The organism is Friedmanniella luteola (genome assembly GCF_900105065.1).
In the GTDB taxonomy this organism is placed as follows: domain Bacteria; phylum Actinomycetota; class Actinomycetes; order Propionibacteriales; family Propionibacteriaceae; genus Microlunatus; species Microlunatus luteolus.
Genome location: NZ_LT629749.1, coordinates 1,199,629 through 1,224,515, shown reverse-complemented (window position 1 = coordinate 1,224,515; position 24,887 = coordinate 1,199,629). Strand labels below are relative to the sequence as shown.

The following is a 24,887-nucleotide window of genomic DNA, read 5'->3' as shown; positions in this document are numbered from 1 at the left end:
GGCTCCAGTCTGCCCCGCGGTCAGGGCAGGGCGTCGTGCTTGGGGTAGACGACGGCGATGGCCCCGTCGATCTCGTAGACCTCCACCTCCGAGCCCGCGTCGATCACGAGGTCCGAGGCGTACGGCCGGGCCGACCAGCTCTGGCCGTCCACCTTGATCTCCCCGCCGGAGCGGTCGATCTGGGAGACGGCGACGCCGGTGCTGCCCACCATCTTGGCGGTCGAGGAGCGGTAGCCCGGCATGCTGCGGACCCGCTCGATCAGCGTCGGCCGCAGCAGGGCGAGCATCCCGACGCTCACGCCGGTGGCCACCAGGACCTGCAACCACCACAGGTCCGGGACCGCCAGGGCGACGCCGGCGCCGGCCAGCGCGCCCACGGCCAGCATGATCAGCACGAGGTCGAGCGAGACGACCTCGGCCACGGCCAGCAGGAACGCGAGGCTCAGCCAGATCGCCCAGGCGTGGTCACCCAGCCAGTCGGTCAAGTTCACCTCCACGGCGAGCCCCCCGCGGCCAGGACGACCGGGGGTGGAGGGCCTGCTCCCATGGTGCCAGACGGCCGGAGGGCGGGCGGGGAGGCGAGGTCGGCCGCGCAGGGCGTCTCAGACCGCACGGGCGGCCCAGCGTCCGTCGGTCTCGGTGAGGGCGAGCGGGAGGTCGAAGGTCGCCGTCAGGTTCTCGGCGGTGAGGGTCTCGCGCAGGGGCCCGGCGGCGACGACGCGGCCACCCTTGAGCAGCAGCGCGTGGGTGATCCCGGCGGGGATCTCCTCGACGTGGTGGGTGACCAGCACCGAGGCCGGCGCGTGCGGGTCCAGCGCCAGGTCGCCCAGCGTGCGGACCAGCGACTCGCGACCCGTCAGGTCCAGGCCGGCGGCCGGCTCGTCGAGCAGGAGCAGCTCGGGGTCGGTCATCAGGGCGCGGGCGATCTGGACCCGCTTCCGCTCACCCTCGCTGAGGGTGCCGAAGGTGCGGTCGGCCAGCTGGTCGATGTGCAGGGAGGCGAGCAGCTCGTCGGCCCGCTCGTGGTCGAGGGCGTCGTACGCCTCCCGCCACCGGCCGACGACGGCGTAGGAGGCCGACACGACGACGTCGTGCACCCGCTCACCGCGTGGCAGGCGCTCGGCCAGCGCGGCCGAGGTCAGCCCGATCCGCGGCCGCAGCTCGAAGACGTCGACGGTGCCCAGCACCTCGCCGAGCAGCCCGGCGACCCCCGTGGAGGGGTGGATCTGGGCCGCCAGCACCTGGAGCAACGTCGTCTTGCCCGCCCCGTTGGGCCCGATGACCACCCAGCGGTCGCTCTCGTCCACGGTCCAGTCGACGTCGTCGAGCAGTGTCGCGCCCCCGCGGACGATGCTGACGCCGGCGAGGTCCACGACTGCTGACATGCGCACCAACCTAGCGGGCGCGGCGGCGGCGACCGCCCGGACGTCCGTCCCCGGCGGCAGGGACGCGGGTGGGAGGGCCCGCACGTACGGTGGTGCGGTGCAGTCGCTCCCCTCGCTGCGGCTGACGGCCCACCTGAACGCCGTCCTCCGCTTCCAGGTCGGCGTCGCCGAGGCGGCGGCGGCCGTCGTGGCCGGTGACGTCGCCCACCACGTCGTCGACCCCGAGGACCTGCTGGGGCTCGACCCGCTGGCCGCCACACCCCTGGCCGCCGCCCTGGGCGTCATCGCGACCCGCGAGCCCGAGATGTGGCTGCTGGCCCTGCCCGAGCCCGGGGCGCTCACGCCGCTGCGGGGGCCGACGCCGTTGAACCTGGCGGCCGTCGAGGTCGGCGAGGCCGTGGTCGCCGCCGGCGGCGGGCTGGCCCTGGTGCCCCACGCGGTCGGCCGCGGGGTGCAGTGGCGGGCGCACCGCGCCGAGCGGCCGTTCGCCCCACCCAGCTCCTACGACGCGGAGCGGGCCCTCGGCGAGACCGTGCTCAGCGCGGCCGCGACCCTCACCCGGCTCGGTGTCGCCGCGGGCAGCCGGCCGAAGGACGGGGGCGCGGTGCTGGCACCGGGCTACAGCCCCCGGCAGCGGGTCGCGGCCGACCGCGCGGCCCGGTTGCTGGTGGCCTGCGACACCGCCCTGGTCGACGACGGCGCGGCGATCAGCGCGCACGAGGCGGAGGTCCGGGCCCGGGAGCTGCGGCGGCTGCGCCGGGCCGCCGCCGACGCCCTCTGCGCCGCGGCCAGCTGGATGCAGCGGTGACGCGGCCGCGCTGACGCCCGCGGGCCGCGGCGGCGGCGCCGTCGACCCCTCGTAACCTGTGAGGCATGCCGGACCCCTCCTCCCCTCCCCTCGGCACCCTGTTCGCGATCGGCGGTGCCGAGGCCAAGCTGCGGCGCCGGGAGGTGCTGCGCGCCTTCGTCGAGGCCGCCGGCGGCGCCGGGGCCCGGATCGCCGTCGTGCCCACCGCCTCCTCGCTCGGACCCGAGGTGGTGGAGGTCTACCGGGCCGTGTTCGCCACCCTGGGCGCCGCCGAGGTGGTCGCCCTCCGGCCCGAGAGCCGGGCCGAGGCGCAGGACCCGGCGCTGGCGGCCCGGCTCGCCGACATGACGGCGGTCTTCATGACCGGCGGCAACCAGCTCAAGCTCAGCGCGTTCATCACCGGCACGGCGTTCGGCGACGCGGTCGTCGCCACCCACCGGCGGGGCGCCGTGGTCGGCGGCACGTCGGCCGGTGCCAGCATCCTCGCCGAGCACATGATCGCCTTCGGCGGCTCCGGCTCCACCCCGCGGCAGCGGATGAGCCAGCTCTCGGTCGGCCTCGGGCTCCTCGCCGGCACGGTCATCGACCAGCACTTCGCGCAGCGCAACCGCTACGGGCGCCTGCTGAGCCTGGTCGCGCAGTCGCCGTCGCTGCTGGGCATGGGCGTCGACGAGGACACCGCCGCGGTGGTCAGCGGCGGCACCCGGCTGGAGGTGGTGGGCCGGGGGGCGGTCACCCTGGTCGACGGCCGGCACCTGGTCTCCAACGCCTGGACCGCCCAGCCGACCGCCCCGCTGCTGGTGTCCGGTGCCGCGCTGCACGTGCTCCCGGCGGGCAGCAGCTTCGACCTCGCCACCCGCACCCTGATCGGCCACCACACGGCCGTGGCCGACGTCGAGGTGCAGGAGACCCGCGCCGCCGAGGACGACCTGCGCCGGCTGGCCTCGGAGATCGCGGCCGAGGGCATCTCCCCGACGAGCTACGCGCGCCACCTGCGCCGGGGGCGACGCGGCGCTCAGTCGGGGTAGCCGGCGAAGTCGGCCAGCACGATCTCGCGGTCCTCGGGGTCGGCGACGGGCACCGCGGTGGCCGCCGCCCAGGCGGCTGCCGCCTCGTCCGGACGGCGGAGGGCGACCAGCGCCCGCGCGCACGCCTCGTGCGCGTAGGCCAGGTCGAAGTCGTCGAGCCCGTGGCGCTCGCAGACCGCCAGCGCGCGGCGCGCTGAGGCGAGGGCCGCCGTCGGGCGGGCAGCGGCCAGCAGCGCCTTCGCGACCAGGTAGCAGGCCCGGGCCTCGTTCGCGGGCTCGGCTCCCCGCGCCCGCTGCCAGTGGTAGGCGGCGGCGTAGGCTCGGCGGAGCACCTCCTCCTGCTCGTCGGGCGTGAGCGCACCCCGCTCGAGGAGCTCCCAGGCGTCGTTGTTCGCCTCCACCGCCTGAGCCCGGTGCCAGTCCCCGTCAGCGGGGACGTCGGGCGCCGGGGGCCTGGCCGCGGCCCGCGGCAGCGGCCGTCCGGTCTCGAGCACCGACTTGAGCGAGGCGAGCACCCACACCCAGCCGTCCCGGGTCTCGGCCCAGGTGCGGGGGCTGCGGGCCAGGTCGCCGTGCCGCACCCGCACCAGGGTCAGCCCGGGGCCGGCCGCCTCGACGGTCCACTCGACGCGGCTGGGCGGCTCCGCACCGAGCGCCGCGTCGTAGAGGACGCGCCAGGTCTGCACCAGCCGGCCCGGCGTGCCGTCGCCCGGCGGCACCAGCTCCTCGACCATGCCCTCGACGGCCGGGCTGCCGTCGGGCAGCACCGTCCGGTAGCCCCGGCCGGCGGCGGGCGGGGAGACGAATGCCGTGCCGTGGAACCAGCGACGGGTCCAGTCGGAGTCGACGAGGGCCGTCCACACCTGCGAGGCGTCGGCGGCGATGTAGATCTGGTGCAGGTGGGCGGTGATGGCCATCAGGACTCCGGCGGGTGAGCGGGACGGGGGTCGGCGACGTGGGTGACCTGCTGCTCGAGCTCGACCAGCGCCGAGGCGTAGGGCGTGGCGTACTTGTCGATCCAGCGGTGGGCGATCCGGGCGATCGGGACCGGGTTGAGGAAGTGCCGACGCGTCCGCCCGACCCGCACGCTGGTGACCAGCCCCGCCCCCTCGAGGACGCCGAGGTGCTTGCTCACCCCGAACCGGGTCATCTCGGGGAACAGCGCGCACAGCGCGGTCCCCGACTGGCCGTCGTCGGCGAAGAGGGCGTCCAGCAGCCCGCGGCGGGTCGGGTCGGCGAGGGCGCGGAACACGTCGCCGTCGTCGGTCGCGCGCCCCTCGTCCATGCCCCGACGATAGGTGACCTGACGGTCACCTGTCCAGGACGGGAGGGCGGGTCGACGTCGCGACCGGGCTCCGGCGGGTGCGAGGATCAGCGCAGCCGACCCTCGTGAGGAGCTGACCCGTGACGTCTGAGCCCGGAACCACCGGCCCGTCCCCGCGTCCGGACCTGCGCATCCTGTCCAGCCGCGTCTACCGCGGTCCCAACGTCTGGCACTACGAGCCGGCGATCCAGCTGGTGGTGGACCTCGGCGTGCTGGAGGACCTGCCCACCAACCTGCTGCCCGGGTTCGCCGACGGGCTGGTGGAGCGGCTCCCGGGTCTCGCGTCGCACAGCTGCAGCCGCGGACGGCGCGGCGGGTTCGTCGAGCGGCTGCACGAGGGCACCTGGGTCGGCCACGTCGCCGAGCACGTCGCGCTCCAGCTGCAGCAGGCCGTCGGGCACGACATGCGGCGCGGCAAGACCCGGCAGGTGCGGGGGGAGCGCGGCCGCTACAACGTCATCTACGCCTACGCCGACGAGAACGTCGGCGTGGCGGCGGGTGAGCTCGCGGTCCAGCTGGTCAACGACCTGGTGCAGCACGACCCGGAGTTCGACTTCGAGGCCGAGCTCGAGCGCTTCATCGTCCGCGGCGAGCGCACCGCGTTCGGCCCGTCGACCCAGGCCATCGTCGACGAGGCGGTCAGCCGGGACATCCCGTGGCTGCGGCTGAACACCTCCTCGCTGGTGCAGCTGGGCCAGGGCGTCCACCAGCAGCGGATCCGCGCCACCATGACGTCGAAGACCTCCTCGATCGCGGTCGACATCGCGGGCAACAAGGAGCTGACGCTCACGCTGCTGGGCTCGGCGGGGCTGCCCGTGCCCCGCTCGGAGTCGGTGCGCACCGTCGAGGAGGCCGTCCGGCTGGCCGAGCGGACCGGCTACCCGGTCGTGCTCAAGCCACTCGACGGCAACCACGGCCGTGGCGTGATGCTGGACCTGCAGGACGCCGACGACGTGCGGCGGGCGTTCGGCACGGCCAAGGAGGAGTCGCGCGGCGGCTGGGTGATCGTCGAGAGCTTCATCACCGGACGGGACTACCGGTGCCTGGTGATCGGCGGGAAGATCGCGGCCATCGCCGAGCGGGTGCCAGCCCACGTCGTCGGGGACGGCTCGGCGACGGTCGCCGAGCTGGTCGAGCGGACGAACGCCGACCCGCGGCGCGGCGTCGGCCACGAGAAGGTGCTGACCCGGATCAAGGTCGACCAGGCGGCGGTGGAGCTGGTGGCGGAGCAGGGGTTCGCCCTGGACGACGTCCCGCCGGAGGGCACCGCGGTCAAGCTCACCCTGACCGGCAACATGTCGACGGGCGGCATCTCCATCGACCGGACCTTCGAGGCGCACCCGGAGAACATCGAGATCGCGGAGGAGGCGGCGCGCGTCGTCGGCCTCGACCTCGCCGGCATCGACTTCATCGCGCCCGACATCACCCAGCCGGTGCGCGAGACCGGCGGGGCGATCTGCGAGGTCAACGCGGCGCCGGGGTTCCGGATGCACACCCATCCCACGGTCGGCGACCCCCAGTACGTGGCCAAGCCCGTCGTGGACATGCTCTTCCCGCCGGGCACGCCCAGCCGGATCCCGATCGTCGCCGTCACCGGCACGAACGGCAAGACGACGACCTCGCGGATGATCGCCCACATCTTCAAGGGGATCGGCAAGAAGGTCGGGATGACCTCGACCGACGGGGTCGTGGTGGACGAGCGGCTGATCATCCGCGCCGACGCCTCGGGGCCGCGCTCCGCCAAGATGGTGCTGCAGAACCCGCGCGTCGACTTCGCGGTGTTCGAGGTGGCCCGGGGCGGCATCCTCCGCGAGGGCCTGGGCTACGAGCGCAACGACGTCGGCGTGGTGCTGAACGTGCAGCCCGACCACCTGGGCCTGCGCGGCATCGACACGGTCGAGCAGCTCGCCGACGTCAAGGCCGTCGTCGTCGAGGCCGTCCCCCGCAGCGGCTTCGCCGTGCTGAACGCCGACGACCCGCTGGTCCGGGCCATGCGCCGGCGCTGCTCGGGCCGCGTCGTCTGGTTCACCATGGCCGAACCCGGCAGCGAGATCCGGGAGTCGGTCGACGACCACTGCCGCCGCGGCGGCCGGGCCGTGGTGCTGGAGCACAGCGACCTCGGGGACATGATCGTGGTCAAGGAGGGCCGGCGTGCCATGCAGCTGGCCTGGACCCACCTGCTGCCCTCGACCTTCGGGGGCCGCGCCACGATGAACGTGCAGAACGCCATGGCCGCCGCTGCGGCGGCGTTCGCCGCCGGCGCCTCGCTGCACGACATCCGCCAGGGCCTGCGCTCGTTCTCGACCAACTACTACCTCTCCCCGGGCCGGCTGAACGAGGTGCCGGTCGAGGGCCGCACGGTGATCGTCGACTACTGCCACAACGCCCCCGGCATGACGATGCTCGGGGACTTCGTGGACAAGACCGGCGACCAGCTGGCCAGCACCAGCGACCTGGGCAACGTCCAGCGGATCGGGGTGATCTCCACCGCCGGCGACCGCCGCGACGAGGACATGCGCGAGCTCGGCGCGATCGCCGCCCGGCACTTCGACGTCGTCGTCGTCCGGGAGGACGCGCAGCTGCGCGGCCGGGTCCGCGGCGAGGTGGCCGGGCTGGTGGCCGAGGGCGTCCGGCGGGAGATGGAGGCCGGCGCCCGCTGCCGTCAGCTGGAGACGGTGCTGGACGAGATCGAGGCGACCCGGCACGCCATCGCCCGCTCCAACCCCGGCGACCTCATCGTCATCTGCGTCGACCAGCACGCGGTGGTGATGGCCGAGCTGGAGTCCTACGGCCGCCAGGCCCAGCCCGGCGCCCGCAGCGACGGCGAGCCCGCCTCCGGCGTCGCCCGCGTCGGCGACCCGGACTTCTCCCCCGCCGCCGCCCCCACCGAGCCGGAGGGCGGGCCCAGCCGGCCCTGAGGACGGCGCTGCACGGGGACGGCGCGGCCGGGAGGATGGGCACCGGGGCAGACCCCGGTCCCCCACTTCACACCCCGTCGGTGCACAACACACCCCGTGCAGCGGGTGTGAAGCCCGTGCACGGGGTGTGAAGTGGGGGACCTACCGGGGCCGCGGCAGGACGACGAAGCCGGCGGGCCGGAGCGCGAGCCGCGCGCGAGCGGAGCGAGCGCAGACAGCTCAACTCAGCTCAGCTCAGCTGCCGGGCCAGGACCCCGTCACCTTCTCGAAGCCCAGGGCACCGCCGCGGTCGATGGCGGCCTTGACGACGGCGAAGATGGCGCCCTGGATCGCGGCGGCGAGCAGCACCTTGCCGAAGGTGTACTCCGACTGCAGGGCGTCGGGCGCGTCGTCCTCGTGCGCGACCCGCTTCCAGATCTGCTTGAAGATCGCGCTGGCGACGGAGCCCGCGGCGAGGCTGGCGAGCAGGCCCACCGGGCGGTAGGCGAGCTTGGCGGTCTTGTTGGCCATCAGGTGGTCCTCCGATGCTCGGGCAGGGTGGTCAGGAACGGATCTTACGGATGACCAGGACGACCATCAGCACGACCGGTGCCACCGCGATGGCGATCTGGGCCGGCCGCGGCAGGCCCTGGTAGCGGTCCGTCACCTGGCGGGAGCCGGCGACCAGCTTCTCCCGGCCCTCCTCGGCGCGCGCCTGGGCGGCGACCTTGACGTCCTCGACCTTGTCCTGCGCGCGGGCCTTGACGTCGACCTTGTCGGCCAGGGCGTCGACGTTGCCGGCGAGCCGGGCGCGGGTCGCGGCGATGTCGGCCTCGATCTCCTCGGGGGTGGCGTCGGGGCCGGGGCCGGCTGGGGTGGTCTCGCTCATCGCTTCACGCTCTCCTTGATCTCCTGCACGTCGGCCTTGACGCTCTCGACGGCGCGGGTGGGCACCGGCGGAGCGGCCTCCTGGACCTTCTTCTTGCCGACCAGGGCGGCGACGGCCGCGACGACCAGGACGACGACGCCGACGACCAGGGCGGCGAGCCAGCCCGGCAGCGCGGTGGCCAGCCCGAGGACGGCGGCGGCCAGCAGGACGCCGACCGCGTACAGGGCCAGCACGCCGGCGGCGCCGAAGGCTCCGACGCCGATGCCGGCCTTCTTGGCCTTGGTGGTGACCTCGGCCTGGGCCAGCCGCATCTCGTCGCGGACCAGCCGGCTGAGGTCGGCGGACAGCGAGCTCACGAGCTCGCCGACGGACTGCTGGTCCGGGGCGGACCCGGGCGGCGGGCCACCGACGGCGGTGGCCCCGGCGCCGGTGGGGGTCGGGTCAGGGGATGGCGTGGACATGGGTGTGCTCCTCGTACGGGGGTGGTGGGCGGTCAGCGGGACTTGCCCGCGCCCGCCTGGTCGGCGTCGCCGGGCACGCTGTCGGCCTTGACGGCGTCGCGCTGCCCCATCGGCTGGGCCGGACCCTTGGTCGTGTCGGCCGCGGTCTGCTGCTCGGACTCGGCGTTGATCTCGGCCCCGAGCAGGATCGCGTAGGACGTGATGAACAGCCACAGCAGCAGGATCACGATGCCGGCCAGGGCGCCGTAGGTCTTGGCGTAGCTGGAGAAGTTGGAGACGTAGAGCGAGAAGCCGACCGAGGCCAGCAGCCAGAGCACCGTGGCGATGCCCGCGCCCACCGACACCCACCGCAGCTTGGGGGCGTCACGGTCGGGAGCCACGCGGTACAGCACGGCGAGCGCCGCGGTGATGACGACGACGATGAGGAGCCAGCGGACCACCTGGATGCCGAGGGTGGCGAGGGTGCTGGTGCCCAGGAAGTTCAGCACGGCGGGCAGCACGGCGACGAGGGCGACCACGATCAGCAGGAAGACGATCGCGCCCAGCGTGAGGGCGAGGGCGATCGCGCGCTTCTTGACGAAGCCGCGGGTCTCCTCCTCGTCGTAGGCCGTGTTGATGGCCGTCATCATGTTGCCGACACCGCCCGAGGCGCTGAACAGCGCCAGCGCTATCGCGATGACCGCACCCCAGCCGGCGCCGCTGCCCGCAGCCAGCGTGATCTGGTCGGTGATGGTCTTGCGGATGTCCTCCGGCAGGGCTGCACCGAGGTTGTTGACCTGCTCGGCGATGGTGGCCGGGTCGGCGAACAGCCCGTACAGCAGGACGGCGGCGATCAGCGCCGGGAAGATCGCGAGGAAGGCGTAGTAGGCCATGCCGGCCGCGAGCAGTGGGACGTTGTCGGCCTTGGCCTCGGCCCAGCCGCGCTTGGCGATCTGGACCCAGCCCTTGGCGGGCACCTGGCTGGGCTTCTCGGCCGTCCCGCCGGGTACCCCTCGGGCTTCGGCAGAGGTCTGGGGGGGTGGTGTCATCGTCAGCTTCCTGGGGGTGGAGGGGAGATCGCGGCCCGCGCCGGGCGCAGAGTCGTGTACAGCGTAAACCACCGGGCCTGAGGTGAATCCGACCTGCACGCGCCAGCGGAATCGTGCTCGTCAGGGCCAGGTATCCGCGCCAGGCCCTGGTCAAACCCCGGCCCCCGCCCCCGGCCCGCTCCGCGGGTCACGAGAGGATCAACGCATGGACATCTTCGAGCGCATCCGATTCGCCCGCGACGAGGCCCTCAAGGCCGAGCGCACCGAGCGCCAGCGGCTGGCCGAGGCCGACAACGCCGACCTGCAGCGGGCCGCGTCGGTCCGGCTCGCCACCCGGCAGGCCGTCCGCGAGGCCCTCGACGACGTGCTGGACGAGAAGTCGGACCCCGAGGCCGAGCTCGACGGCCCCGCCGCCGGGGCCCAGTAGGCGGCAGCACACCGCGGAACCCGCACACCCGCAGCGCCCCCGGGACCGGCTCAGGCCGGGTCCGGGGGCGTCGGCGTCTCCGCGGCCGCCCGCACCTTGGCCCGCAGGGTGGCCGGGTCGTCCCGGCTCGCGCCCTGCTCCACCAGCCACCGGTCGACGGCCTCCCGGTCCTGGTGGGTCATCAGGGCCACCACGTCGCCGTCGCCGGCCTGGTGAGTCAGCGAGACCAGGCACGTCAGCTCGTCGGCGTGCTCGCGCAGGGCTGCGACGCCGGCGTGCGCGGCCCCCTCGGCGATGAGCCGGCCCATCTCCTCCGGCGGCCGTCCGCGGTAGTACTCGCTCTTGCGCGCCACCTCCACCACGTCGGCTCCGAGGGCGGCGATCTCGCCCAGCCGGACCAGCACGTCGTCGCCCCGGTCGCCGGCCGTCCCGACGCCGAGTAGCAGCCGCGCCCCGGGCCGCCGCACCCCGGCCATGATCTCCAGCAGCGCCTCCAGCCCGGCCTCGTTGTGGGCGAGGTCCACGACCACGGTGACCGACCCGCCGTCGGCGCGGGGCACCGTCCACAGGTTCATCCGGCCCGGGTTGTCCTCGCCGGGCCGGAACGAGGTGAGCCCGTCGGCCACCTGCTCGGGGCTGAAGCCCAGCGCGAGCGTGGCGGAGGCGACCGCGAGGGCGTTCTCGACGTTGACCCGGCTGAGGCCCGCCAGGGTCATCGGCACGTCGGCCACCTGGACGACGGCCAGCGGGTCCGCGCCGGCCCGCAGGACCGCGACCCAGCCGTCGAGCACGGTGCTGACCCGGCCGCCGGCGTCCAGCACCGCCCGCCCGGACGGGGAGTCGGGGTCGCGGGTGAAGGCCCAGATGCCGGCGCGGGTGCCCGACCGCATGGCGAAGGTCCGGGGGTCGTCCGCGTTCAGCACGCACCAGCCGCCGGGCCGGGTGATCTTGGTGATCACCGCCTTCACCTCGGCCAGCTGGTCCAGGGTGTCGATCCCGTCGACCCCGAGGTGGTCGCTGCTGATGTTGGTGACCACCGAGACGTCGTTCCAGGCCACCCCCACCCCCCGCCTGAGGATCCCTCCGCGCGCGGTCTCGGTGACCGCGAGCTGGACGCCCGGGTGGCGGAGCACCTGACCGGCCCCGCTGGGGCCCGAGAAGTCGCCGGCCTCCACCAGCACACCGTCGAGGTAGACGCCGTCCGTGCTCGACCAGCCCACCGACCAGCCGGCGCGCTGGGCGACGTGCCCGATCATCCGCGACGTGGTGGTCTTGCCGTTGGTCCCGGTGACCGCGACGACCGGCACCTGCGGCTTCAGCAGCGAGGGTCCACGTCCGCGCGGGGCGCTCCGCACCCGAGCACCGGCCTCGACCAGGACCGGCTCGAGCGCACCGGCCGGGGTCCCGGCAGCGAGGGCGTCCAGCACCGCGGCCACCGCCGTCCCGAGCGCCTCCGCCCGGCCCGAGCTGCGCCACGGGTACGCGACGACCAGCTGCTCGGTGACCGTGCCCGGCCGCGAGCGGACGGCGAGGCGGGCGACGCCGGCCTCGGCGGCCAGCCGGCGGACCAGCCGGGCCGCCCAGCGGGCGACGGCGCGCTGCCGGAAGGCCGAGGCGGCCGGTCCCGGCCGGGCCCCCGGCAGCCCGAGGGCCGCCGCCACGTCCCGGGCCTGCTCCTCCGGCAGACCCAGCAGGTGGCTGACGTCGAGGGTCAGCTTGGCGGCCGGGCGGGGGAAGTAGAGGTTCGGGCCGACCAGCAGCCGGACCTCGACCAGGGCGGACGACGGCTCGGGCGGCACGGGCGGGTCAGGCGCCGGTGGAGTGCAGGCCGCCGTCGACGTGCACCATCTCGCCCGTCGTCTTCGGGAACCAGTCACTCAGCAGGGCGACGACCGCGCGGGCCGTCGGCTCCATGTCCTTGGGGTCCCAGCCGAGGGGCGCGCGCTGGCCCCAGACCTCGTTGAAGGTGTCGGCGCCACCGATCGCCCGCTTGGCCAGCGTCTCCAGCGGGCCGGCCGCCACGAGGTTCACCCGCACGCCCTCGGGGCCGAGGTAGCGGGCGAGGTAGCGGCTGGTGCTCTCCAGCGCCGACTTGGAGACGCCCATCCAGTCGTAGACGGGCCAGGAGACCTGTGCGTCGAACGTCATCCCGACCACAGACGCGGACGGCGCGAGCAGCGGCTTGCAGGCCATGGTCAGCGAGGCGAGCGAGTAGGCCGAGACCTGCAGGGCGGTGGCGACGTCGGACCAGGGGGTGGAGAGGAACTTCCCGCCGAGCGCGGTCGCGGGGTTGGCGAACGCCAGCGAGTGGACGAGACCGTCGAGGGAGCCCACGTGCTCGCCCAGCTTCTCGGCCAGACCGGCCAGGTGCTCCTCGTCCGTCACGTCGACCTCGAGCAGCGGCGGCACCGGGTCGAGCTTCTTGATCACCCGGCCGGTCAGGCTCATCGCCCGCCCGAAGTTGGAGACGACCACCGTGGCGCCCTCCGCCTGCGCGATCCGCGCGACGTGGAAGCCGATCGAGGTGTCGAGGGTGACGCCGGCCACCAGGATGTTCTTGCCTTCGAGGATTCCCACGTGCTGCTGCTCCTGCTTCTGGTGTCTGACGGTCCGGGGTCGGGTCGGGTCGGGTCGGGTCCGGGCGGTCCGTCAGTGTCCCATGCCGAGGCCGCCGTCGACCGGGAGGAGCGCGCCGGTGACGTAGCCGGCGGCGTCCGAGGCCAGGAACTCAACGGCCGCGGCCACGTCGTCGACCGCGCCCAGCCGGCCGAGCGGGATCTGCGCCGTGTACTTCTCGACGGCCGCCTCCCCCAGCTCGGCCGTCATGTCGGTCTCGACGAAGCCCGGGGCCAGCACGTTCGCCGTCACGCCGCGCGAACCCAGCTCGCGGGCCAGGGACCGCGCCATCCCGACCAGGCCGGCCTTGGAGGCGGCGTAGTTCACCTGGCCGGCCGACCCCAGCTGGCCGACGACGGAGGAGATGAACACCATCCGGCCGAAGCGGGCGCGGATCATCGGGCGGGCGGCGCGCCGGGCCACCCGGAAGGCTCCGGTCAGGTTGGTGGCCAGCACGGCGTCCCAGTCCTCGTCGCTCATCCGCATCAGCAGGGTGTCGCGGGTGATGCCGGCGTTGGCGACCAGCACCTCGACGGAGCCCAGCGCGGACTCGACCTCGGCGAACGCCGCCTCCACCTGCTCGGGGACCGTGACGTCGGCCCGCACCCCGAGCACGCCGGCCGGGACGTCGCCGCTGCGGTAGGTGGCCGCCACCCGGTGGCCCGAGGCCAGCATGCGCTCCGCGATGCCGCGGCCGATGCCCTTGCTGCCGCCGGTGACGAGCACGGTGCGGGGGGTGGCGGCGGGCACGGCAGCGGCGGCGGTGGAGGTCACGGCCACACGGTAGCGAGCCGGCGACGGCCGTGGTGACCAGGCGTACGCTGACGCGGTGGCCGACCCCGCGCAGGACGCCGACCCGGGCCGCCGTCCCCCGGGCCGCCCGGTCCACCCCGCCGGTGCCGCCCCGCGCGGCCGGCCGGCGGCCGCCACCCTGATCACCGACGCACGGACGCCGTCGAGCCAGGAGATGTCGCGGCGGGTGCGGCGCTACGCGATCACCATGGGCTTCCGGACGGCGTGCTTCCTCAGCATGCTCGTCGTCCACGGCTGGCCGCGGTGGGTGCTGCTGGGCTGTGCCGTCTTCCTGCCCTACGTCGCCGTCGTGCTCGCGAACCAGTCCGACCAGCGCACGCGGACGGGCCGCGTGGAGCGCGGTGCACCCGCCGACGCCCCGCAGCTGACGACCGGGGAGCACCCCGAGGTGGTCGCGGGGGACGTGGTGGAGGGGTCGGTCGAGGACGACGACCTGGACGAGCGGGAGGGGCGCGTTGCCTGAGCAGGGAGCTGAGCCGGGAGCGGTGCTGCGCGGGGTGGACCCGCTGCCGACCGGGCCGGACGGGCTGGTCTGCTCGGCCAAGGGCTGCCGGGCCCCGGCCGGGTTCGACCTGCAGTGGAACAACCCGAAGATCCACACGCCGGACCGGCGGAAGCACTGGTTGGCCTGCGCGGACCACCGCGACCAGCTGCGCAGCTTCCTGGCCAGCCGGGGATTCCTGCGCGACGTCCAGCCCCTGGAGGTCGACGGCGCCTGAGGCGTCGCCCGGTCAGCCGCCGATGGCCGACATCGGACGGTCCGGCTGCAGGAACGTCGGGTCGTCGATGCCGTGCCCGGCCTGCTTGCCCTGCACCGCGACCAGCCAGCGGTCGGCGATCTCGGCGTCCGTGGCCCCGCCCCGCAGGGCACCCCGGAGGTCGGACTCGGTGCGCGAGAACAGGCACGTCCGGATCTGGCCGTCGGCGGTCAGCCGCACGCGGTCGCAGCTGCCGCAGAACGGCTTGGAGACGGCCGCGATGATCCCCACCGCGTGCTCGGTGCCCTCGACGCGGAACAGCTCCGCGGGGGCGCTGCCCCGGGCGAGAGCGTCGGCCGGGTCCTCGACCAGGGGCAGGTGCGGCTGGATCCGGGCCCGGATCTCGGCCGCGGTGATCATGGTCGACCGCTCCCACGCGTGCTGCGCGTCCAGGGGCATCTGCTCGATGAAGCGGAGCTGCACCCCCTCGGCCATCGCCCACCGCAGCAGCGGGACGGCCTCGTGGTCGTTGACGCCGCGCATCAGCACGGTGTTGATCTTGACGGGGTCGAGCCCGGCCTCGCGGGCGGCGCGGATCCCGGCCAGCACGTCGTCGAGCCGGCGACGCCGGGTGAGGCTGGCGAAGGTGTCGGACTGCAGGGTGTCGAGGGAGACGTTGATCCGGTTGAGGCCGGCCGCCGCCAGCGCGCCCGCCCGTCGGGCCAGCCCGATGCCGTTGGTGGTGAGCGCGACCACCGGCCGCGGGTCCAGCGCGGCGAGCTCGGCCACCAGGTGCTCGAGGTCCTTGCGGAGCAGCGGTTCACCGCCGGTCAGCCGGAGCGTCGTGATCCCCAGCCGCTCGACGCCGATCCGCGCCAGCCGGACCACCTCGTCGTCGTCGAGGACCTCGTCGTGCGGCATCCAGTCCAGGCCCTCGGCGGGCATGCAGTAGGTGCAGCGCAGGTTGCAGCGGTCGGTGAGGGAGATCCGCAGGTCGGTGGACACCCGGCCGTAGCGGTCCCGCAGCGCTCCGGCGCCGGGACCGGGGGTCGGCGAGGCGCCGGTCGCGGACCGCACGCGGGGCATCGCCAGGTCGGTGGTCACGGTCCCGAGTCTAGGCCCGTGGCGCCGGTGGTGGGCCGGGCACTTCTGCCGGGGCCCCGTCCCCGGCCGCGGCCGGGTCCCGACCGGCCCGGGACGGAGGTCCCTCCGGTCCCGACGGCCCGGGCCCGAGGACCCGGACCGCTCGGGACCTCAGGGCCGTCGGGGTGCGTGCTTTCTCCTCTGCACCGCGACGGCCCCGCTGGACAGGATGGACTCATCAGCTTCTGCCGCGGGGGGCAGGAGCGGTCCCTCCCCCTGGCGCCCCTGGCGCTTCTCCCGCCCCACCCGCCGACGACGGCCCTCCTCATCCCGCGTGCTGCCTGCGCCCTCATCCCCCCTGGAGCCTGCGCCATGAGCTCGACCACCTCCCGTCCCACCCCCGAGCGGCCGACGGCCGCCGGCTCGACCACCGCGTTCCGCCGGACGGCCAAGATCATCCTGTCCGCCGCGCTGGCCCTCGCCGCCGGCGCGACGCCGCTGCTGCTCCCCGGCACCGCCGCCGCCGACACCCCGCTGGTCGTCGACGGCTTCGACCGCTCCGTGAGCTCCGGCTGGGGCCGGGCCGACACGGGCGGCAGCTGGGCCGACCTGGTCGGCGGCAGCTCCACCTCCGTCACCGGCAGCGAGGGCAGGGTCACCAACATCCTGGGCGGCCGGAGCTTCCGGGCCTACCAGAAGGCCGTGGCGGCCGAGGACGCCGAGGTGCGCGCCGACTTCACCGTGCCGGCCGCGAAGGACTTCATCTACACGATCGAGGCGCGCAAGCAGGCCGACCTGTCCGCCTACCTCGCCCGCGGCCGCATCGACTCCGCGGGCAAGCTGCACATGGACGTCATGCGCTCCCAGGGCAGCACCTTGACCATGCTCAAGGAGATGACGCTGGAGACCCCCGTCGTGGTGGGGCAGAAGCTCACGCTGAAGCTGTCCACCACCGGCGAGGCGCCCGTCATCGTCAAGGGCAAGGTCTTCGTCGCCGGCCAGAACGAGCCGGGCTGGCAGGTGACCTTCCTCGACTCCGCCGCCGCCGCGCTGAAGACGCCGGGGTACGCCGGCCTCCAGGCCTACAACGGCGGGTCCAACGCGGCGATCAACCTGGCGACCCAGACGTTCGCCGTCACCGACACCACGCCCGCGCCGGTCGAGGAGCCCAGCAACCCGACCTCGCCGACGCCGGGTGACCCCAGCGCGAGCCCGACCCCGGGCGCCCCGACCATCGCCCCGCCCCCGGCGCCGCCGGCCAAGCTGGCCACCAAGCACGGCGCCGACCCGGTCGGCAGCGCCCAGTACCCGGTGCCCACCAACGCGCTCTTCGTCTCGGCCGCAGCCGGCAACGACGCCAACGCCGGCACCCAGGACAAGCCGTTCAAGACGCTCAACAAGGCCCTCACCAAGAACTGGTCCGGCCAGACGATCGTGCTGCGCGCCGGCACCTACCACGAGTCCGTGCTCGTCGCCCCCGGCCACGCCGCCACCATCCAGCCCTACCCCGGCGAGAAGGTGTGGTTCGACGGCACCCGAGCCGTCACGGGCTTCACCCGCAGCACCACGGGCTACGTCGCCGGCGGCTGGACGACCGAGCTCGACTCCAGCCCCACCTACACCAAGGGCGAGCCCGACGGCACGGCCACCGGCTGGCAGTGGATCGACCCGCAGTACCCGATGGCCGCGCACCCCGACATGGTGTGGGTCGGCGACGTCGAGCAGACCCAGGTGGGCAGCCGGGACGCCCTGGTGCCCGGCACCTTCTTCGTCGACGGCGCCACCGACCAGCTCTACCTGGGTGCCGACCCCGGGACCGAGGAGGTGCGGGCCTCTGACCTGCAGGTGGCGTTCTCCCTGCGGGCGCCCGGCACCGTCCTGCGCGGGTTCGGCGTCCAGCGCTACGCCGACTCGGTCTGGCAGCAGGGCGTGATCAGCAGCTACTGGGAGCGGATGACCCTGGACAACATGACCGTCCTCGACAGCGCCACCGGTGGCGTCGGGTTCTTCAAGCCGGGCTCGGTGATCAAGAACACCACGATCGACGGCTCCGGCCAGATCGCCCTGCACGCCAACCAGGCCGACAACCTGGTGCTGGAGAACCTGTCGGTCACCGACAGCAACGACGAGCGGTTCAACCCGGCGCCGAGCTCGGGCGGCATCAAGATCACGCAGACCCGGGGCGTCAAGCTGCGCGGCAGCGAGCTGCTGCGGACCTACGGCAGCCAGTTCTGGACCGACCAGTCCACCTACGACATCACCGTCGCGGGCAACGAGATCCTCGACGGCTCCCGGTACGGCGTCGTCCTCGAGATCTCCTCGACGGCGACCGTGGCCGACAACATCATCGCCGGCAACGCCTTCGACGGGGTCCTCGTCGCCAACACCGACAAGGTGCACATCTGGAACAACACCCTCGTGGGCAACCGGAAGGCGATCGCCTTCGCTCAGGACTCGCGGCGGATCGAGCAGCTGAAGGTCTCGGGGCACGACCCCCGCCGCCCGCAGCCCGACCTGAGCATGCCCTGGGTGATCGGGAACAGCACGATCGGCAACAACGTGATGGCCGCCGGCAGGAACGCCAGCGCCGTGATCTCCGTGGACGTCTACGAGCTGATCAGCAACGCCAGCGACCTGAACATCGCCACCAACGGCAACGTCTACTCCCAGACCGCCCTGGGCGTCCCGAACTCCCTGGCCACCTGGGCCCGGAAGGGCAGCCAGCCCTACCAGTTCATCATGCTGGACGACTTCCGCGACAACACCGGCCAGGAGCGCTCCAGCGCGAGCCTGGTGCTGCCGACGCCCGTCGACTCGGCCTACCGCCCCCTGCCCGCGGTGGCCGCCAAGCTGAGCGCGGTGGCCCAGCCGCTCCCGTCGGAGGTCGCCGACCGGATCGGGCGCACCACCGGCGACAAGGCCCTGGGAGCCTGGAGCCGCCCGACGGCCTGACCCCTCGCGAGCACCCACCCGCAGCTCCGGCGCCGACTCCCCTCGGCGCCGGAGCTCGTGCGCGCTGCGGGGGCGGCGTCGCCGCGAGGTGACGATCGCGCAGCGGTTGCCCGGGGCCGTTGGCGCAGCCCGGGACGGGGGCATATCGTGACCTCAGGATGAGCTCCCCCGATTTCTCTCGAGAGGTCGGCCTGCTCGCTGGCGGGGGACAGTCAGCTGCGCCGCTCCTGCCGGCCACCACCGTGGTCGAGCAGCGGGTGCGGCGCGCCACCAGGGTGGCCCCGCACGACGGTCACCGCTCGTCCCACCCCACCACAGCCGGCCCGGAGCCCGGCTCCTCCCACCCGTCGGTCCACGCCCACCCGGGCGTGGACCCGCAGAGCACCACCCGGCTCGGTGGTCAGGACGTCGTCCGCCGCTGCGCCGTGCACCTCGGGGGACGTCACGACCACAACCCAACCGAAGGTGGCCTCCGACCGCTATGACCCACTCCACTGTGACCACGAGCCCGCCCGCCGACGCCGGCACCAAGACCATCCGGGTGTTCCTGATGGACGACCACGAGCTGGTCCGACGTGGCCTGGTCGACCTGCTGAAGTCCGAGCCGGACATCACCGTCGTCGGCGAGGCCGGGACGGCGGCGGACGCGCTGCGGCGCATCCCCGGCGCCCGGCCCGACGTCGCGCTGCTCGACGGCCGCCTGCCCGACGGCAGCGGCATCGACGTCTGCCGCGAGGTGCGGTCCAGCAACCCCGACATCCGCTGCGTCATCCTGACGTCGTTCGACGACGACGAGGCGTTGTTCTCCGCGATCATGGCCGGGGCGTCGGGCTACCTGCTCAAGGAGGTCGGCGGCTCCAACCTCGTGGCCGGCATCCGCCAGGTCGCGGCGGGCCACTCGCTGATCGACCCCGCCGTGACGCAGAAGCTGCTGGACCGGCTGCGCAACCCGGTCAAGGAGTCGTCCAAGCTCGACCAGCTGACGCCCCGGGAGCGCGAGATCCTGGACCTGATCACCGACGGCTTCACCAACCGGCAGATCGGCGACACCCTGTTCCTGGCCGAGAAGACGGTCAAGAACTACGTCTCCATCCTGCTGACCAAGCTGGGCATGCAACGACGCACCCAGGCCGCCGTCTACGGGTCCCAGCTGCGCAACGGCCGCGGGCCGGCCGTCTCGGGCAGCTGAGCCCCCACCGGACCTGAGCCGTGCCCGCCCCTGAGCCCTTGCCCGCCCCCTGAGCCCGTCGAAGGGCGGGCCCGGGGAGCGGCGCGGGACTCAGGCGTCGGTGGCGTGCGGGTCGCCGGTGTCCTCGGCGTCGGTGTCGTCGCCGCGGGCCGCGAGGACCTTGGCACGCTCGCTGATGAGGTAGGCGGCCGACGCCGCCGCGGCCACGAGCGCGAACGCCCGCATCCACGGCTTGTTGAGGGCGTCGCCGGTGAGCGCGTCGAGCGAGTAGCGGCCGGGACCGCCGGCGGCGACGGCCGCCCCGACGAGACCGAGGGTGGCGGGCAGCTCGTAGCCCCCACCCGTGTTGAAGAACCCGGTGTGGGTCGTGCTGGCCACCGTCATGTTGCCGGCGACCGCGGCACCGGCCGGACCACTGGCCAGGCCGAGCGCGAGCAGCGCGCCGCCGCCCGCCTCGGCCAGGCCCGCCGCGATGGCGTTCCGCTCCCCCGGCACGAAGCCGACGGACTCGAACCAGCCGCCCGTGCCCTTGATGCCGTAGCCCCCGAAGGAGCCGAACAGCTTCTGGGCGCCGTGCGCGACGCAGACCGCACCCACCCCGACCCTGACCAGTAGCAGACCGAAGTCGCTTCCCTTGCTCATCTGTTCACCTTCCGCCGGAGGAACTCGTGGTCCGACGTTACCGGTTGCGTCTTCAACCAACGGGTGCGGGGGTGAGCACGCGCTCCGGGTGGGAGTAGACGTTCATCCGCTCCCCTCGGACGAAGCCGACCAGGGTGAGGCCCGACTCCGTGGCGAGCTCGGCGGCGAGCGAGCTGGGCGCCGACACCGCGATCATCATGGGGAGGCCGGCGAGCACGGCCTTCTGGGTCAGCTCGAAGGACGCGCGACCGGAGACCACCAGCACGAGGTCCGACAGGGGCAGCCGGCCCTGCCGCAGCGCCCAGCCCACCACCTTGTCGACGGCGTTGTGCCGCCCGACGTCCTCGCGCGCGCAGACGATGGTGCCCTCGGTCGTCATCAACCCGGCGGCGTGCAGGCCGCCCGTCTTGTCGAACGCCTTCTGGTGCTCGCGCAGCCGGTCGGGGGCCGCCGAGATGAGCGCGGTCGGCAACCGGAACCCCTCGCCGAGCGGGTGACCGGTCTGCTTCACCACCTGGTCGATGCTGGTGGTGCCGCACACCCCGCAGGCACTGGTGGTGGTCACCCGCCGCCGCTGCTCGGGGGCAGGCGGCCGCGCGGTCGACGCCAGCGCCACGTCGAGGACGTTGTAGGTGTTCGCGCCGTCGGGGCCGACGCCGTCGCAGTAGCGGGCGCCGAGGAGGTCGGCGGCGGAGGCGATGACGCCCTCGCTGTGCAGCAGCCCGTGGACCAGGTCGACGTCGTCGCCCGGGGTGCGCATGGTGACCTGGAAGGCCTCGCCGTCGAGCCGGATCTCCAGCGGCTCCTCGACGGCGAGCGTGTCGGTGCGGCGCACGGCCGTGTCGGGTCCGAGCTTGAGCACCGGGTGCAGGCGGGTGACGCGTCCCATGCCATCATCCTGGCACCGGGTACCTGACGGTCGCGACCGCCGGGCCCGCCGGACGTCGCCGAGGACGTCGCGCGGCGGCGGAGGAGGTCGGCCATGGAGCTGACGGAGTGGCTGGAGGCGGTCGCCCAGCGACTGGACCTGCCCGGTGGGGCGTTGACGGAGACGGAGGTCTCGGTGCTGCTGGACCTGGCCCGGGACGCCGCGCACGAGGTCGAGCGGGTGGCGGCCCCGCTGACCACGTTCCTCGCCGGCGTGGCCGTCGGCCGGGGCCTCCCGCTGGAGGACGCGGCCCGAACGCTGACCAACCTGCTGGCCGAACCCGGCCCGCAGGCCCAGGACAGCCCGGGCTGAGCCAGGGCAGTCGCGCCCGGGCGGCGCGTACCCTGGCGCCGTGCGTCGTCTGTGGGTCCGCTGGACCCTGCTCGTGGTGTTCGTGGCCGTGCTGGGCTCGGTCTTCGTCAACCTCGGGGAGTGGCAGCTGGACCGGCTGGACCAGCGCCAGCAGCGCAACCGCGACACCCTGGCCAACGAGGCCGACCCGGTCGTGCCCTTCGCGCAGGTGTTCACCCGTCCGATCGCCGAGCCCGACCAGTGGCAGCGCGTCGAGGCCCGCGGCACCTTCGACGCCGACCACCAGTACGTGCTGCGCTACCGCAGCAACGGCGGCGCCAACGGCTACGAGGTGGTCACGCCGTTGCGCACCCCGGCCGGGACGGTGCTGGTGGACCGCGGCTTCGTCCGGCTCGCGAAGGGCGAGCCGATCCCGACGGCCGCTCCGGTCCCGCCCGCCGGCGAGGTCACCGTGGTGGGCCACGTCCGCCGCGACGAGCGGGGCCGGGGCGCGGCCACCCGTCCCGTCGACGGCCAGATGCGGCTGATCAGCTCAACCGCGATCGCCAAGACGCTGCCCTACCCCGTCGTCAACGGCTACATCGGGCTGCTCACCGTCGACCCGCCCCAGACCGGCGACTTCGAGCCCGTCCTGCTGCCGGAGATCTCCGACGGCCCGCACTTCTGGTACGCCGTGCAGTGGTTCATGTTCACCGCCATCGGCCTGGCCGGCGTGGTCGTCTTCATCCGCGGCGACCTCCGCGCCCGTCGCGAGGAGCGGCGTGTCGTGGGTCCTCGCTCCGCTCGGACGCGGATCGGGCTGTAACCCCTGTCGCCCGATCCGTGTGCCCGGACGGGTGGACTGCCCTCCGACCGAGACGGCGGCATGGCCTGCCGGCGTCGACCCGACCAGCACCCGCTCGGCGCGCCGCGGACGACGGCGTCCGGGGATCGCAGCGCAGTTCGGGTCCGAGCGGACCGAGGACAAGACGATGCGCCTACGCTCATCCCATGGACCTCGGCCTGACCGGACGCACCTTCGTCGTCACCGCCGCGAGCAGCGGCCTGGGTCGGGCCAGCGCCGCCGCGCTCGTCGCGGAGGGCGCCCGGGTGGTCGTCGTCGCCCGCCGCGGCGAGGTGCTCGCCGAGGTGGTGGCCGCGCTGGACGCGACCCGGTCCGGGGACGGACCTGCGGCCGTCGCGCTCACTGCCGACGTCGCCGACCCCGCGACCGGCCCGCGCGCCGCCGCTGTGGCCCTGGAGACCTTCGGCCGGCTCGACGGGGCCCTGGTCAGCGTCGGGGGGCCGGCCGCCGGCAGCGTCCGCAGCACCACCGCCGAGCAGTGGCGGGAGGCGTTCGGCAGCGTCTTCCTGGCCGCGCTCGGCGTCACCGAGGCGGTGCTGCAGGCCGGCACGGCTCCCGACCTCGCCGTCGGCTGGGTCCTCTCCACGTCGGTGAAGTCGCCGGTCGGCGGCCTCGCCGCGTCGAACGGGCTGCGTCCCGGCCTCGGCATGCTGGTCAAGCAGCTGGCCGACGAGGTGGGGCCGGACGGCACCCGCGTCGTCGGCCTGATGCCGGGCCGGGTGGACACCGAGCGGGTGCAGCACCTCGACGGCCTCGCCGAGGACCCGGCGGCTGCCCGGCGGGCGGCCGAGGCGGGGATCCCGCTGCGGCGCTACGGGCAGCCGGAGGAGTTCGGCCGGGTCGCCGCCTTCGTCCTCTCCCCCGCCGCCTCCTACCTCACCGGCTGCGTCATCCCCGTCGAGGGCGGGGCCCTGCGCACGCTGTGAGCGTCGCCGAGGTCCTCGACCTGCTCCGCTGCCCGGTCTGCCGGCAGCCCTTCACCCTCGACGGCGGCGGGGTGCGCTGTGCCGCAGGCCACCGGTTCGACCTGGCCCGGCAGGGCTACCTCAACCTGCTGGGGGCTCGGCCCCCGCAGCACGCGGACAGCCCCGCCATGGTCGCGGCCCGCGAGCGCTTCCTGGGCGGCGGCGCCTACGCCCCGGTGGCGGCAGCGCTCGTCGACGCCGCGGCCTCGGCGCTGACGTCCGTCCGGGCCCAGCGGCCGGGCGCCCCCACCCTGCTCGAGGTCGGCGCCGGCACCGGCTACTACACGGACGCGCTGCTCACGGGGCTGGGCGGCCGTGCCGTCGCGGTGGACATCTCCGCCGCCGCGGCGCGCCGGGCGGCGCGGACCCACCCGCAGCTGGGCGTGGTCGTGGCCGACGCCTGGGCCGACCTGCCGCTCGCCGACAGCGCGCTGGACGTGGTGACCAGCGTCTTCGCCCCCCGCAACGCGGCGGAGTTCGCGCGGGTGCTGCGCCCCGACGGTGTTCTGGTGGTGGTGACCCCGCGGCCTGACCACCTGCAGGAGGTCCGGCAGGCGCTGGGGCTGCTGGAGGTGGCACCGGCGAAGCAGGCGCGGCTGGCGGCCAGGCTGGCGGACCACTTCACGGCCGCCGTCGAGGTCGACGTCCGGTTCGAGGCGGCCTGGGAGCGGCCGGTCGTGCTGGACCTGGTGGCGATGGGACCGAACGCCTTCCACGTCGACGCCGGCGAGCTGGCGTCCCGCGTCGAGGACCTCCCCGACCCGGTGCGCACCACGGTGGCGGTCGCCGTCTCGACCTGGGTCAGGCGCCCCGGCTGACCCGGCCGGCGGCCGCCCGCAGCAGGGGGACCTGTGCGGCCCGCTCGGCGACCCGCTGCTCCGCCGCCGTCCGCTCGACCGCTCCGGCCACCAGCCGCTTGGTGGCCCTCAGGACGGGAGCGGGCAGGGCCAGCAGCCCGGCGGCCAGCGCGTCGACGGCCACGTCCAGGCCCTCCGCGCCGGCGACCCGGCTGACCAGCCCCCAGGCCAGGGCCTCGGCGGCGGCCACGGGCCGGCCGAGCAGGCAGAGCTCGAGGGTGCGGCTGTAGCCGACCAGCTCGACCAGCGCCGCGGTGCCGCCGAGGTCGGGGACCAGGCCCAGCCGCGACTCCGCCACGACCAGCTGGGCGTCCGCGGCGACCACCCGGAGGTCGGCCGCCAGCGCCAGCTGGAGGCCGGCGCCCAGGGCCCGACCCTGCACGACCGCGACGACGACGGCCGGCAGGTCCCGCCACGGGGTGAACGCCTGCTGGAAGGTCGCGATGGCGTCCGCGAGCTCGGCGTCCGAGCCGGGCAGCAGAGCGTCCACCGATCCCTCGGCGATGCCGCCCGGCCGGAGCTGGCGCAGGTCGAGTCCCGCGCTGAAGTCGGGACCGGTCGACCGCAGCAGCACCACCCGCACCTCGGCGGGCAGCAGCCCGGGCACGCGGGCCAGGGACGCCCAGGTGGCGAAGGTCTGCGCGTTGCGCACCTCGGGCCGGTCGAGCCAGACGGAGGCGACCGGACCGTCCACGACCAGCGTGACGCCACCGGGCAGCGGGCGGCCGCCGTCGGCGTCGG

28 protein-coding genes are annotated in these 24,887 nt (G+C 74.5%); 12 read left to right on the top strand and 16 right to left on the bottom strand.

Going from position 1 to position 24,887, the window contains the following annotated elements:
• Positions 1-20 precede the first annotated feature (20 nt).
• On the bottom strand, positions 21-491 hold the full coding sequence (locus tag BLT72_RS05820) for an NfeD family protein (RefSeq protein WP_342587400.1): 471 nt from the start codon (positions 489-491) through the stop codon (positions 21-23).
• Positions 492-602: 111 nt separating this feature from the next.
• Positions 603-1,385: an ABC transporter ATP-binding protein gene (locus BLT72_RS05815; RefSeq protein ID WP_091411009.1), complete on the bottom strand. Its 783-nt coding sequence runs from the start codon at positions 1,383-1,385 to the stop codon at positions 603-605.
• Between the two features lie 97 nt (positions 1,386-1,482).
• Between BLT72_RS05815 and BLT72_RS05810 the strand changes: the two genes are divergently transcribed.
• The gene (locus BLT72_RS05810) at positions 1,483-2,193 is read left to right on the top strand and encodes a hypothetical protein (protein WP_091411006.1); all 711 of its coding nucleotides are present in this window, start codon (positions 1,483-1,485) and stop codon (positions 2,191-2,193) included.
• 65 nt (positions 2,194-2,258) lie between these two features.
• Positions 2,259-3,221, top strand: a complete 963-nt coding sequence (locus tag BLT72_RS05805; RefSeq protein WP_091411004.1) for a cyanophycinase — start codon at positions 2,259-2,261, stop codon at positions 3,219-3,221.
• On the opposite strand, the gene BLT72_RS05800 is transcribed toward BLT72_RS05805, so the two are convergent.
• Entirely contained in the window at positions 3,209-4,138 is a 930-nt protein-coding gene (locus tag BLT72_RS05800; protein WP_091411001.1) for an SRPBCC domain-containing protein, read from the bottom strand. The two genes, BLT72_RS05805 and BLT72_RS05800, sit on opposite strands and share 13 nt — an antisense overlap.
• Positions 4,138-4,506 carry an ArsR/SmtB family transcription factor gene (locus BLT72_RS05795; RefSeq protein ID WP_091410998.1) on the bottom strand — a complete coding sequence of 123 codons (369 nt, stop codon included), beginning with the start codon at positions 4,504-4,506 and terminating at the stop codon, positions 4,138-4,140. Before BLT72_RS05795 ends, BLT72_RS05800 begins: the two co-directional genes overlap by 1 nt.
• Positions 4,507-4,625: 119 nt before the next feature.
• Between BLT72_RS05795 and cphA the strand changes: the two genes are divergently transcribed.
• The gene (gene cphA, locus BLT72_RS05790; protein WP_091410996.1) at positions 4,626-7,463 is read left to right on the top strand and encodes a cyanophycin synthetase; all 2,838 of its coding nucleotides are present in this window, start codon (positions 4,626-4,628) and stop codon (positions 7,461-7,463) included.
• 234 nt (positions 7,464-7,697) lie between these two features.
• Here cphA and BLT72_RS05785 read toward each other — a convergent pair whose 3' ends face one another.
• Genes BLT72_RS05785 through BLT72_RS05770 form a run of 4 tightly spaced genes read right to left on the bottom strand, consistent with a single transcriptional unit; the run spans position 7,698 to position 9,820 of the window.
• Positions 7,698-7,973 carry a DUF4235 domain-containing protein gene (locus tag BLT72_RS05785; RefSeq protein ID WP_091410994.1) on the bottom strand — a complete coding sequence of 92 codons (276 nt, stop codon included), beginning with the start codon at positions 7,971-7,973 and terminating at the stop codon, positions 7,698-7,700.
• A 31-nt stretch (positions 7,974-8,004) separates the two neighbouring features.
• The gene (locus tag BLT72_RS05780; RefSeq protein ID WP_091410992.1) at positions 8,005-8,331 is read right to left on the bottom strand and encodes a DUF3618 domain-containing protein; all 327 of its coding nucleotides are present in this window, start codon (positions 8,329-8,331) and stop codon (positions 8,005-8,007) included.
• Positions 8,328-8,792: a phage holin family protein gene (locus BLT72_RS05775; RefSeq protein ID WP_091410991.1), complete on the bottom strand. Its 465-nt coding sequence runs from the start codon at positions 8,790-8,792 to the stop codon at positions 8,328-8,330. Before BLT72_RS05775 ends, BLT72_RS05780 begins: the two co-directional genes overlap by 4 nt.
• A gap of 32 nt (positions 8,793-8,824) precedes the next feature.
• Positions 8,825-9,820 (bottom strand): YihY/virulence factor BrkB family protein, encoded by a 996-nt coding sequence (locus BLT72_RS05770; RefSeq protein ID WP_091410989.1) that lies wholly within the window; start codon positions 9,818-9,820, stop codon positions 8,825-8,827.
• A 205-nt stretch (positions 9,821-10,025) separates the two neighbouring features.
• Here BLT72_RS05770 and BLT72_RS05765 point away from each other — a divergent pair, with 205 nt between their 5' ends.
• Complete coding sequence (locus BLT72_RS05765; protein WP_091410986.1) at positions 10,026-10,247, top strand: hypothetical protein; 222 nt, start codon at positions 10,026-10,028, stop codon at positions 10,245-10,247.
• 50 nt (positions 10,248-10,297) lie between these two features.
• Here the strand turns inward: BLT72_RS05765 and BLT72_RS05760 are convergent, their stop codons facing one another.
• The 3 genes from BLT72_RS05760 to fabG form a co-directional block, all read right to left on the bottom strand.
• The gene (locus tag BLT72_RS05760; protein WP_231930368.1) at positions 10,298-12,046 is read right to left on the bottom strand and encodes a Mur ligase family protein; all 1,749 of its coding nucleotides are present in this window, start codon (positions 12,044-12,046) and stop codon (positions 10,298-10,300) included.
• Between the two features lie 7 nt (positions 12,047-12,053).
• On the bottom strand, positions 12,054-12,824 hold the full coding sequence (gene fabI / locus BLT72_RS05755; protein WP_091410984.1) for an enoyl-ACP reductase FabI: 771 nt from the start codon (positions 12,822-12,824) through the stop codon (positions 12,054-12,056).
• Between the two features lie 72 nt (positions 12,825-12,896).
• Positions 12,897-13,637 (bottom strand): 3-oxoacyl-ACP reductase FabG, encoded by a 741-nt coding sequence (fabG, locus tag BLT72_RS05750; protein WP_172826028.1) that lies wholly within the window; start codon positions 13,635-13,637, stop codon positions 12,897-12,899.
• 55 nt (positions 13,638-13,692) lie between these two features.
• On the opposite strand from fabG, the gene BLT72_RS05745 reads away from it, so the two are divergent.
• Both BLT72_RS05745 and BLT72_RS05740 read left to right on the top strand, forming a co-directional pair.
• Complete coding sequence (locus tag BLT72_RS05745) at positions 13,693-14,139, top strand: DUF3099 domain-containing protein (RefSeq protein WP_197677210.1); 447 nt, start codon at positions 13,693-13,695, stop codon at positions 14,137-14,139.
• The gene (locus BLT72_RS05740; protein ID WP_342587390.1) at positions 14,132-14,395 is read left to right on the top strand and encodes an acetone carboxylase; all 264 of its coding nucleotides are present in this window, start codon (positions 14,132-14,134) and stop codon (positions 14,393-14,395) included. The genes BLT72_RS05745 and BLT72_RS05740 overlap by 8 nt, the downstream gene beginning before the upstream one ends.
• A gap of 12 nt (positions 14,396-14,407) precedes the next feature.
• Here BLT72_RS05740 and moaA read toward each other — a convergent pair whose 3' ends face one another.
• A complete protein-coding gene (gene moaA / locus BLT72_RS05735; protein WP_091416816.1) occupies positions 14,408-15,460 on the bottom strand; it encodes a GTP 3',8-cyclase MoaA in 1,053 nt (350 codons plus the stop codon).
• Between the two features lie 369 nt (positions 15,461-15,829).
• On the opposite strand from moaA, the gene BLT72_RS05730 reads away from it, so the two are divergent.
• Positions 15,830-18,409 carry a right-handed parallel beta-helix repeat-containing protein gene (locus tag BLT72_RS05730; RefSeq protein WP_091410982.1) on the top strand — a complete coding sequence of 860 codons (2,580 nt, stop codon included), beginning with the start codon at positions 15,830-15,832 and terminating at the stop codon, positions 18,407-18,409.
• Positions 18,410-18,621: 212 nt separating this feature from the next.
• On the opposite strand, the gene BLT72_RS22075 is transcribed toward BLT72_RS05730, so the two are convergent.
• Positions 18,622-18,855 (bottom strand): hypothetical protein, encoded by a 234-nt coding sequence (locus BLT72_RS22075; protein ID WP_157720308.1) that lies wholly within the window; start codon positions 18,853-18,855, stop codon positions 18,622-18,624.
• A gap of 50 nt (positions 18,856-18,905) precedes the next feature.
• Here BLT72_RS22075 and BLT72_RS05725 point away from each other — a divergent pair, with 50 nt between their 5' ends.
• Entirely contained in the window at positions 18,906-19,598 is a 693-nt protein-coding gene (locus tag BLT72_RS05725; protein WP_425349223.1) for a response regulator, read from the top strand.
• 90 nt (positions 19,599-19,688) lie between these two features.
• On the opposite strand, the gene BLT72_RS05720 is transcribed toward BLT72_RS05725, so the two are convergent.
• Both BLT72_RS05720 and fdhD read right to left on the bottom strand, forming a co-directional pair.
• Positions 19,689-20,240 carry a DoxX family protein gene (locus BLT72_RS05720; protein ID WP_091410977.1) on the bottom strand — a complete coding sequence of 184 codons (552 nt, stop codon included), beginning with the start codon at positions 20,238-20,240 and terminating at the stop codon, positions 19,689-19,691.
• 52 nt (positions 20,241-20,292) lie between these two features.
• Positions 20,293-21,129 (bottom strand): formate dehydrogenase accessory sulfurtransferase FdhD, encoded by an 837-nt coding sequence (gene fdhD / locus BLT72_RS05715; protein WP_091410975.1) that lies wholly within the window; start codon positions 21,127-21,129, stop codon positions 20,293-20,295.
• Between the two features lie 93 nt (positions 21,130-21,222).
• On the opposite strand from fdhD, the gene BLT72_RS05710 reads away from it, so the two are divergent.
• From BLT72_RS05710 to BLT72_RS05695, 4 genes are all read left to right on the top strand, one after another.
• On the top strand, positions 21,223-21,480 hold the full coding sequence (locus BLT72_RS05710; RefSeq protein ID WP_091410972.1) for a DUF6457 domain-containing protein: 258 nt from the start codon (positions 21,223-21,225) through the stop codon (positions 21,478-21,480).
• Positions 21,481-21,520: 40 nt separating this feature from the next.
• A complete protein-coding gene (locus tag BLT72_RS05705) occupies positions 21,521-22,285 on the top strand; it encodes an SURF1 family cytochrome oxidase biogenesis protein (RefSeq protein ID WP_091410970.1) in 765 nt (254 codons plus the stop codon).
• Between the two features lie 185 nt (positions 22,286-22,470).
• Entirely contained in the window at positions 22,471-23,250 is a 780-nt protein-coding gene (locus tag BLT72_RS05700) for an SDR family oxidoreductase (RefSeq protein WP_091410967.1), read from the top strand.
• Entirely contained in the window at positions 23,247-24,107 is an 861-nt protein-coding gene (locus BLT72_RS05695) for a putative RNA methyltransferase (RefSeq protein ID WP_091410965.1), read from the top strand. The genes BLT72_RS05700 and BLT72_RS05695 overlap by 4 nt, the downstream gene beginning before the upstream one ends.
• Here BLT72_RS05695 and BLT72_RS05690 read toward each other — a convergent pair.
• Positions 24,091-24,840, bottom strand: coding sequence for an enoyl-CoA hydratase/isomerase family protein (locus tag BLT72_RS05690; protein ID WP_231930366.1), 750 nt, complete (start codon positions 24,838-24,840; stop codon positions 24,091-24,093). The genes BLT72_RS05695 and BLT72_RS05690 overlap by 17 nt on opposite strands.
• Positions 24,841-24,887: the final 47 nt, after the last annotated feature.

Bases quoted from the DNA above. Each gene is read 5' to 3' on its own strand.
- BLT72_RS05815 (WP_091411009.1), bottom strand. From the start codon at position 1,385: ATGTCAGCAGTCGTGGACCTCGCCGGCGTCAGCATCGTCCGCGGGGGC.
- BLT72_RS05805 (WP_091411004.1), top strand. From the start codon at position 2,259: ATGCCGGACCCCTCCTCCCCTCCCCTCGGCACCCTGTTCGCGATCGGC.
- BLT72_RS05800 (WP_091411001.1), bottom strand. From the start codon at position 4,138: ATGGCCATCACCGCCCACCTGCACCAGATCTACATCGCCGCCGACGCC.
- BLT72_RS05795 (WP_091410998.1), bottom strand. From the start codon at position 4,506: ATGGACGAGGGGCGCGCGACCGACGACGGCGACGTGTTCCGCGCCCTC.
- BLT72_RS05785 (WP_091410994.1), bottom strand. From the start codon at position 7,973: ATGGCCAACAAGACCGCCAAGCTCGCCTACCGCCCGGTGGGCCTGCTC.
- BLT72_RS05780 (WP_091410992.1), bottom strand. From the start codon at position 8,331: ATGAGCGAGACCACCCCAGCCGGCCCCGGCCCCGACGCCACCCCCGAG.
- BLT72_RS05775 (WP_091410991.1), bottom strand. From the start codon at position 8,792: ATGTCCACGCCATCCCCTGACCCGACCCCCACCGGCGCCGGGGCCACC.
- BLT72_RS05770 (WP_091410989.1), bottom strand. From the start codon at position 9,820: ATGACACCACCCCCCCAGACCTCTGCCGAAGCCCGAGGGGTACCCGGC.
- BLT72_RS05765 (WP_091410986.1), top strand. From the start codon at position 10,026: ATGGACATCTTCGAGCGCATCCGATTCGCCCGCGACGAGGCCCTCAAG.
- moaA (WP_091416816.1), bottom strand. From the start codon at position 15,460: ATGCCCCGCGTGCGGTCCGCGACCGGCGCCTCGCCGACCCCCGGTCCC.
- BLT72_RS05730 (WP_091410982.1), top strand. From the start codon at position 15,830: ATGAGCTCGACCACCTCCCGTCCCACCCCCGAGCGGCCGACGGCCGCC.
- BLT72_RS05720 (WP_091410977.1), bottom strand. From the start codon at position 20,240: ATGAGCAAGGGAAGCGACTTCGGTCTGCTACTGGTCAGGGTCGGGGTG.
- fdhD (WP_091410975.1), bottom strand. From the start codon at position 21,129: ATGGGACGCGTCACCCGCCTGCACCCGGTGCTCAAGCTCGGACCCGAC.
- BLT72_RS05710 (WP_091410972.1), top strand. From the start codon at position 21,223: ATGGAGCTGACGGAGTGGCTGGAGGCGGTCGCCCAGCGACTGGACCTG.
- BLT72_RS05700 (WP_091410967.1), top strand. From the start codon at position 22,471: ATGGACCTCGGCCTGACCGGACGCACCTTCGTCGTCACCGCCGCGAGC.